We start from the raw sequence: 7,453 nt of genomic DNA, 5'->3' as shown, positions 1-7,453 counted from the left end.
AGATGCTGATTCAACCTCCATTTTACTCATTAAACCAAGATAGCAAAAAATTAAGGAGGTCGTTATGTATCAGGGTAATTTGTATGACGGTTTATTATTATTTTATGTTTTAAAGTTGTATTTGGCCGCCGGGTCAGAGGCCAAAGCAGAGGCCCGGCATCGCCCGGTAATGAGGGCCTCAAAGCCCACCTTCACCAAATGGTTTCTGGCCAAGATGGGCCAGGTGTTGGTCACGGTAGGCACCAGATTGCAAAAACAGCCGCCATTGCCCTACGGGGTGAGCGCCGCCGAAAGGATTTGAGTTGTTGGCGGCGGTTTCAAACAATGTTACAATAATAAGTTAAAAGTGATGAAGGCCCTAAAGTTGCCGCAACTTTAGGGCCTGGCTTATTATCCCTGGTTGAGGTTTTGATGGCCGTCCGTTACCTGCGCACATCTGAGGTGGCCCAAGCGGTGGAAGTGCATCCCAACACGGTGCGCCTTTACGAGGAATGGGGCCTGTTGCCGCCCATTCCCCGCACCCCCAGCGGCTACCGGCAATTCACCCAGGCCCATCTGGAGCAGATGCGGTTGGCCCGCCTTGCTTTTGAGGGTCCCTGGCATGGCCGGCGCATCAGAAAATCCATTGTGGCGGTGGTCAAACAGGCCGCGTCGGGGGATGTTGCCGGGGCGCGAGTGATGGCCGACGAGCACCTGGCCCTGGTGCGGTCTGAACGCGCTCAAGCCGAGGCCGCCGCCGACTTTTTGGAACGATGGGCGCAGGGCGCGGTTGAGCCTGTTCTGATTGAACCGCTTCAAATCAGGGTAGTGGCTCAATTGTTAAACGTGACCACCGATATGCTGCGTAATTGGGAACGCAATGGGTTGATAAAGATACCCCGTGATCCAAACAATGGCTATCGCCTTTACGCCGCCGCCGAAATCGGCCGCCTGCGGGTTATCCGTTTATTACGCAGCGCCGGGTACAGCACCATGGCGATACTACGGATGATGCTTTATTTTGACCAGGGTCAGCGCGATGGCTTGCGTGAAGCCTTGGATACCCCTCGCCCTGATGAAGATATTGTTTTTGCCGCCGACCGCTGGCTTTCCACCTTAGCCGAGGCCGAAGAGCAGGCCATGAATATCATTGCTCAGTTGGATGAAATGATTAAAAATTATTAATTGTGAATTGTAAATGACCATTGTGAATGAAGGTCAAACATTAACAATTAATGATTAGCCATTCACCATTCACAATTTTCGAAACCCTCCACTTATACACCAATGTTGTATAATAGAAGTGCAGGAGAAGTAGATGATACTTCTCCTTTTTGGTTTCCACTTATTTTACAACGGAGATTCAATCAAAGCTATAATTTCCTATTCAAAAATTCGCGGCCAGGGTCACTATCCCCGGCCGCTGCCGCAATTTGCGGCCAAAATGGAGGTACAATAATGAAAGATCAAATTACCATCAAAGGTGCTCGCCTGCATAATCTCAAAAATATTTCTCTGTCCATCCCCAAAAACAAGTTGATCGTTTTTACCGGACTCTCCGGCTCCGGCAAGTCCACGCTGGCTTTTGATATGCTGCACAAAGAAGGGCAGCGCCAATACATGGAGTCGTTGGGATTGGTGACGGACTACCTCACCAAACTCAAAGTGGACAGCATTACGGGCCTCTCGCCCTCCATCAGCGTGGACCAGCACCTCACCAACCGCAGCCCCCGCTCCACCGTGGGCACAGCCACGGAAGTTTACACCTACCTGCGGGTGTTGTTTGCCCGCATCGGCCACCGGCCTTGCCCCCACTGTGGCAAAAACATTTTCCCCGCTTATGAAGGCCTTAACGGCGAAAGTTGGGACGATGAACCTGACGAGGGTGAGCCGGACAACGGCCTGGAATTGGGTGAAACCATCCCCTGCCCTCACTGTGGCGCGTCGGTTCCCGAACTGGGTATGGCCCATTTTTCATTCAACAAACCTGCCGGCGCGTGCCCCACCTGCACCGGGCTGGGCGCGGTGCATCAGGCTAACCTGGCCCTGCTGCTCGACGAAGCGCGCAGCATTTTAGACGGCGGCGTGTTGCAGTGGGATGCTCATTACATTAAATGGTACACCCAAGTTTTTGAGGCCGCCGGCAAATACTACGGTTTTACCTTTGACCTGGCCCACCCCATCAAAGATTACACCCCCGTTCAGCGCGATTTTCTGGTGTACGGCGCGTCGCATCCCCGCTTCCGGCGACACTTTCCCGATGTTGAGCCGCCGGAAACGGTGAGCAAAGGTCGTTTTGAAGGCGTGGCCACCAACTTGCTACGGCGCTACGCCGAAAATATTCACAAAACTGGCTACCGCGAAAAAATGGAAAAAATGCTGGTCAGCCAGGCCTGCCCCGATTGCGAGGGAAGCCGTCTGCGGGCCGAGAGTCGCCAGGTGACGGTTGATGGACAGACCATCATTGATCTTTCGCGGTTGCCGTTAACGGATCTGGCCGGGTGGATTGACCAACTGCCCCGTGTTGTTTTGCCCAAAGAATGGATCATCGCCGAGCCGGTTGTGGCCGATCTGCATGAACGGCTGCGGCGGCTGGTAAACATTGGCGTAGGGTACCTGACGATGGAACGAGCCTCGCCCACCTTGTCTGCCGGAGAAGCCCAGCGGCTGCGGCTGGCCGCCTTGTTAGGCTCGGGCCTGACCGGCGTGTTGTACGTGCTGGATGAACCCACCATTGGCCTGCACCCCCGCGATACCGGGCGGCTCATCACGGTGCTGCGCCAACTGCGCGACCTGGGCAATACGGTGCTGGTGATTGAACACGATTTAGACATGATCCGCGCCGCCGACCACGTGATTGACATGGGACCGGGCGGAGGCCAACACGGCGGGCAGGTGCTGGTGGCCGGTCCGCCCGAAGTGATAGCAAAAACGCCTCACTCCGTGACCGGGCCGTTTCTCTCTGGAGCGGCAGGAGTGCCCATCCCGGCCCAACGACGTTCGCTTAACGGGCGTTGCCTGACCATTCGGGGAGCGCGGGCGCACAACTTGCGCAACCTCACGGTCAAATTGCCGCTGGGGGTGTTGGTCACTGTGACCGGTGTGTCCGGTTCGGGCAAATCGAGCCTGATCTTTGACATTCTCGACCGGGCGGCGCGGCAGCATTTTTACCGCGCCGGTGAAACGCCGGGTGAACACGAGGCCATTGAAGGCTGGCAATACCTGGACAAAATTGTCACCATTGACCAGAGCGCCATTGGCCGCTCGCCCCGCTCCAACGCGGCCACCTACTCCGATGCTTTTTCCGCCATTCGGGAAGCTTTTGCCAAAACCCCGGCAGCGCGGGAACGGAAATTGAAAGCTGGGCATTTTTCGTTCAATGTGCCGGGGGGTCGCTGCGAGCGCTGCCAGGGCGCGGGGATGCTCACCGTATCTATGCACTTTTTGCCCGACGTGCAGGTGCGCTGCCCCACCTGTCACGGGCGGCGGTTCAAGCGGGAAATCCTGGCCGTGCAATATCAGGGATACGATATTGCCCGTGTGCTGGAAATGACCATTGAAGAAGCGCACCAACTTTTTGCCGGTGTGCCTGCCGCAGCCGACCGGCTGGGTTTGATGGTGGACGTGGGGTTGGGCTATCTGCAACTGGGCCAGCCCGCCACCACTCTCTCCGGCGGCGAAGCGCAGCGGGTCAAACTGGCCAAAGAACTGGGCCGGCGCAGCAGCGGGCATGCCCTCTACCTGCTCGACGAGCCGACCACCGGCCTCCATCCCGCTGACACCATCCGGCTGTTGGCCGTGCTGCAGCGGCTGGTGGACGCCGGCCATAGCGTGGTGGTGATTGAGCACAACCTGGATGTGATTAAAACGGCGGATTGGGTGATTGATTTGGGGCCGGAGGGCGGCAACGCCGGGGGAGACTTGATCGCCGAGGGCGCGCCGGAAGAGGTGGCGCAGGCGGCGGCATCTCACACGGGAATGTTTCTACGGACTGAGTTGGAGGTGGCTGCTAATGTTTGAGCCTCAAATTGTTGTGCAAAATTTATGTAAAACCTACCGGGTGCCGGAACGAGAACCCGGCTTAATTGCCTCGCTCAAAAGCCTGGCCCGGCGCGCGTATCGCCGGGTGGAGGCGGTGCGCGACATCACTTTTACCATTGAGACCGGCGAGATGGTGGGCTTTATTGGCCCCAACGGCGCGGGCAAAACCACCACCCTCAAAATGCTGGCCGGCCTGCTGCACCCCACTGCCGGGCAGGCGCGGGTGGCCGGATTTATCCCCTGGCGGCGGGAGAACAGTTACCTGCGTTCCATCAGCATGGTGTTGGGCAATAAAAGCCAGATGTTGTGGGACATTCCACCGCTGGACACCTTCCGCGTTTTGGCCGAAATTTACCGCGTGCCGCCTGCCAACTTCCACCAAACGTTGGCTGAATTGGTTGACCTGCTGGACATGCCGGATTTGCTGGCCAAGCCGGTGCGCAACCTGTCGCTGGGCGAGCGCATGAAGTGCGAGTTGGTGGCCGGGTTACTCTACCGGCCCCGGGTTTTGTTTTTGGACGAGCCGACCCTGGGACTGGATGTTTCGATGCAGGGGCGGCTGCGGCGTTTTCTGGCCGAATATAACCGGCGCTACGGCTCAACCGTGATGCTCACCAGCCATTACATGGCCGATGTAGTGGCGCTGTGCCCGCGGGTCATTCTCATCCATCATGGCCGCTTACTTTACGATGGTAATTTAAAAGGATTGGCCGAGCGGCTGGCCCCCTTCAAACTGCTGCGGGTGGCCTTGCGCAGCGGCCAAGTTGGTCCCGTGGACGTGCCGGCCGGAGCCGACCTGGTTGAGCAAGACAACGGGCAATTTACCCTGCGCGTGGCCCGCGCCGATACCGCGACCCTTACCGCGCATTTGCTCAATACCCTGCCGGTGGCCGACCTGACCGTGGAAGACCCGCCCATTGAGGCGGTGATTGATCAAATTTACGGGAGAAGCGGGGAAAACTCCTTCGATTTATCAAGGTAATGAAAGACAGTAGCTTTTGCCCATTTAGTATATTGACCATCTTCCCCTTGGAGGAAACCTTATGAACCATCGCGGCGGTTGGGCTTTGATTAAAAGCACCTGGTTATCGTGGCTGCAACATCGCAGTTTCTTTTTTGTGCTGGCCTTTGGCTGGATGATCCCCCCCTTGATTTACCTCTTTGTTTGGTCTACCGCGGCCGGCGGGCAGACCATCGGCGGGCTGACCCGGGGCGAGTTTGTGGCCTATTACCTGGCCCTGATCCTGGTCAATCAACTGACTTACGCCCAAACCAACTGGACCGTGGGCGATCTGATTCGGGTGGGCAGTATCAACACCCTGCTGCTGCGGCCCCTATCGCCCATCTACCACACCCTTTCGGCGGAGGCGGCGGGCAAGGTGGTTTACATGATCTTTGTGCTGCCGGTGGCGGCGCTGTTGGCCCTGCTTTTGCGCCCGGAGCTGGAACTGACCTGGCCCAATGCGCTGGCCTTTATTCCGGCCCTGGCGCTGGCCTGGGCGCTGCGTTTTTTGTGGGGCTATTGGCTGGCCCTGTTGGCCTTTTGGGCCGCCCGCGCCGACGGTCTGTTGGCCCTGCAAGATTCTTTAGTCTTTTTGTTGGGCGGCCAGGTCGCGCCTATCCTACTTTTGCCCGGCCTCATGCAGGCCGCGGCAGTGATCTTGCCGTTCCGTTACATGGTCGGCTTTCCGGTAGAAGTGCTCACCGGCCAGCTTCAAGGCGCGAACTTATGGCTAGGCTTTGCCTGGCAAACCGGCTGGCTGCTGGCCGCGCTGATTTTGTTTGCTGTTTTATGGCGGCTGGGCCTAAAACATTACAAAGCGGTGGGAGGTTGAGCATGCGTTACATCCGTTTGATCGGCCAATTTATGCGGGCCTCGGCCCTGGGTGAGCTGGCCTACCGGGTCAATTTTTGGTTGAGCCTGCTACATTCACTGCTTAATTTGGGTACGGGCGTATTGGGCGTGGTGGTGTTGTTTGGCCAGGTTGACTCGGTGCGCGGCTGGGATATGGCCCAAACCCTCACCTTGTTGGGCGTTTACCTGGTGGTGGGCGCGCTGCAAGCCTTATTCATCGCCCCCAGCCTGGACGCCCTGGCCGGGATGGAAGGCGAGATTCACAACGGCCAGTTTGATTTTACGCTGCTGCGGCCGGTAGACGCGCAGTTTTTAGCCAGTTTTCGCTACTGGCGGCCCCTGGCCTTGCTTGACCTGGCCCTGGGCCTGGTTGTGTTGGCGGTTGCCCTGATCCGGCTGGGACAAACCGTGTCCTTGACCCACCTGGTCACATTTTTGCTGATGTTAAGCGCCGGGGTGCTGGTGTTATACGCCATTTTGCTGGCGTTTACGGCCCTGGTGTTTTGGCATCCCGGTTTTTTCTTTACCTGGGTGTTCAACGGTCTGTTTCAACTGGCCCGCTATCCGGTAGACCTGTACCCCGGCTGGCTGCGGCTGGTCCTAACCTGGGTGGTGCCCGTGGGCATCATGACCACGGCGCCGGCCCAGGCGCTCACCGGCGCATTGTCGCCGGGAATGTTGGCGGCGAGTTTGGCCCTGGCCCTGGCGTTTTTAGCGGGTGCGTCGGCGTTGTTTCGCGTGGGGCTGCGGCAGTACGCCAGTGTATCAAGTTAGGTATTGGCAGATTCAAAGTCTACCGGACCGCTTTCCGAACTGAGGTTGCCGCATGCTTACCCCTTTAAAACACCCTCTTAAAGAATTTATCCTCTTTTTTGATTTTTGGTTACAAATTTGACATCCACACCATCCAGAATATAATAAGCTGGCATAATATTAGTCGGCTAAATATTTGCTGGCTAATAATAGTTGGAGGAATTAATGTCTTCAGCAACAAAATCAGAGTCCATTGACTTTTTGTTGGCCCAGGTCTGCAAACTCCATTTTGCCCGCGCTCATATTTTGCTGGAAGAAATTGGCCTGTATCGGGGCCAGCCACCGGTGTTGCGGATGTTGTGGGAACAGGAGGGGCGCACCCATTCCGAGTTGGCCGCGCAATTAAACGTGCAACCGGCCACCATCACCAAAATGATCCAGCGCATGGAGCGCGCCGGCTTTGTGGCCCGCCGGCCCGACCCCGGCGACGAACGGCTCTCGCGGGTTTATTTGACTGAAGCGGGCCGGGATATCCAGGCCGATGTGCAGCGCATCTGGCGGACCCTGGAAGCCGAAACCTTTGCCGGGCTTAATGAAGAGGAGTTGGGCATGCTGCGGCAATTCTTTGAGCGGGTTCGTGACAATTTACGGCAAGTGAATCAAGAAAAATCATAAGGAAGTTAGATGAATTCTTTACAAAAACTGGCCGGATTTCTACGACCCTATTGGAAAGCAACTATTATCGCGCCGCTGTTGATGGTGGTGGAAGTGGCCATGGACCTGATGCAGCCCCGGCTCATGCAGCGCATCATTGACGTGGGCATT

At 57.0% G+C, this 7,453-nt stretch carries 7 protein-coding genes; all 7 read left to right on the top strand.

What is annotated here, in order from left to right:
- The first annotated feature begins 64 nt into the window (after nucleotides 1-64).
- Complete coding sequence (locus JW953_11575; GenBank protein ID MBN1993330.1) at nucleotides 65-301, top strand: hypothetical protein; 237 nt, start codon at nucleotides 65-67, stop codon at nucleotides 299-301.
- A gap of 110 nt (nucleotides 302-411) precedes the next feature.
- Nucleotides 412-1,164: a MerR family transcriptional regulator gene (locus JW953_11570; GenBank protein ID MBN1993329.1), complete on the top strand. Its 753-nt coding sequence runs from the start codon at nucleotides 412-414 to the stop codon at nucleotides 1,162-1,164.
- Between the two features lie 273 nt (nucleotides 1,165-1,437).
- Nucleotides 1,438-3,999 carry an excinuclease ABC subunit UvrA gene (gene uvrA, locus JW953_11565; GenBank protein MBN1993328.1) on the top strand — a complete coding sequence of 854 codons (2,562 nt, stop codon included), beginning with the start codon at nucleotides 1,438-1,440 and terminating at the stop codon, nucleotides 3,997-3,999.
- Nucleotides 3,992-5,002 carry an ATP-binding cassette domain-containing protein gene (locus tag JW953_11560; GenBank protein ID MBN1993327.1) on the top strand — a complete coding sequence of 337 codons (1,011 nt, stop codon included), beginning with the start codon at nucleotides 3,992-3,994 and terminating at the stop codon, nucleotides 5,000-5,002. The genes uvrA and JW953_11560 overlap by 8 nt, the downstream gene beginning before the upstream one ends.
- Before the next feature lie 61 nt (nucleotides 5,003-5,063).
- Nucleotides 5,064-5,855: an ABC-2 family transporter protein gene (locus tag JW953_11555; GenBank protein ID MBN1993326.1), complete on the top strand. Its 792-nt coding sequence runs from the start codon at nucleotides 5,064-5,066 to the stop codon at nucleotides 5,853-5,855.
- Nucleotides 5,856-5,857: 2 nt separating this feature from the next.
- On the top strand, nucleotides 5,858-6,649 hold the full coding sequence (locus tag JW953_11550; protein MBN1993325.1) for an ABC-2 family transporter protein: 792 nt from the start codon (nucleotides 5,858-5,860) through the stop codon (nucleotides 6,647-6,649).
- Nucleotides 6,650-6,853: 204 nt separating this feature from the next.
- Nucleotides 6,854-7,303: a MarR family transcriptional regulator gene (locus JW953_11545; GenBank protein MBN1993324.1), complete on the top strand. Its 450-nt coding sequence runs from the start codon at nucleotides 6,854-6,856 to the stop codon at nucleotides 7,301-7,303.
- Nucleotides 7,304-7,453: the final 150 nt, after the last annotated feature.

This window comes from Anaerolineae bacterium, from assembly GCA_016931895.1.
Taxonomy (GTDB): domain Bacteria; phylum Chloroflexota; class Anaerolineae; order 4572-78; family J111; genus JAFGNV01.
The sequence above is the reverse complement of the archived record's forward strand: the minus strand, read 5'-3'. Positions and strand labels throughout refer to the sequence as shown.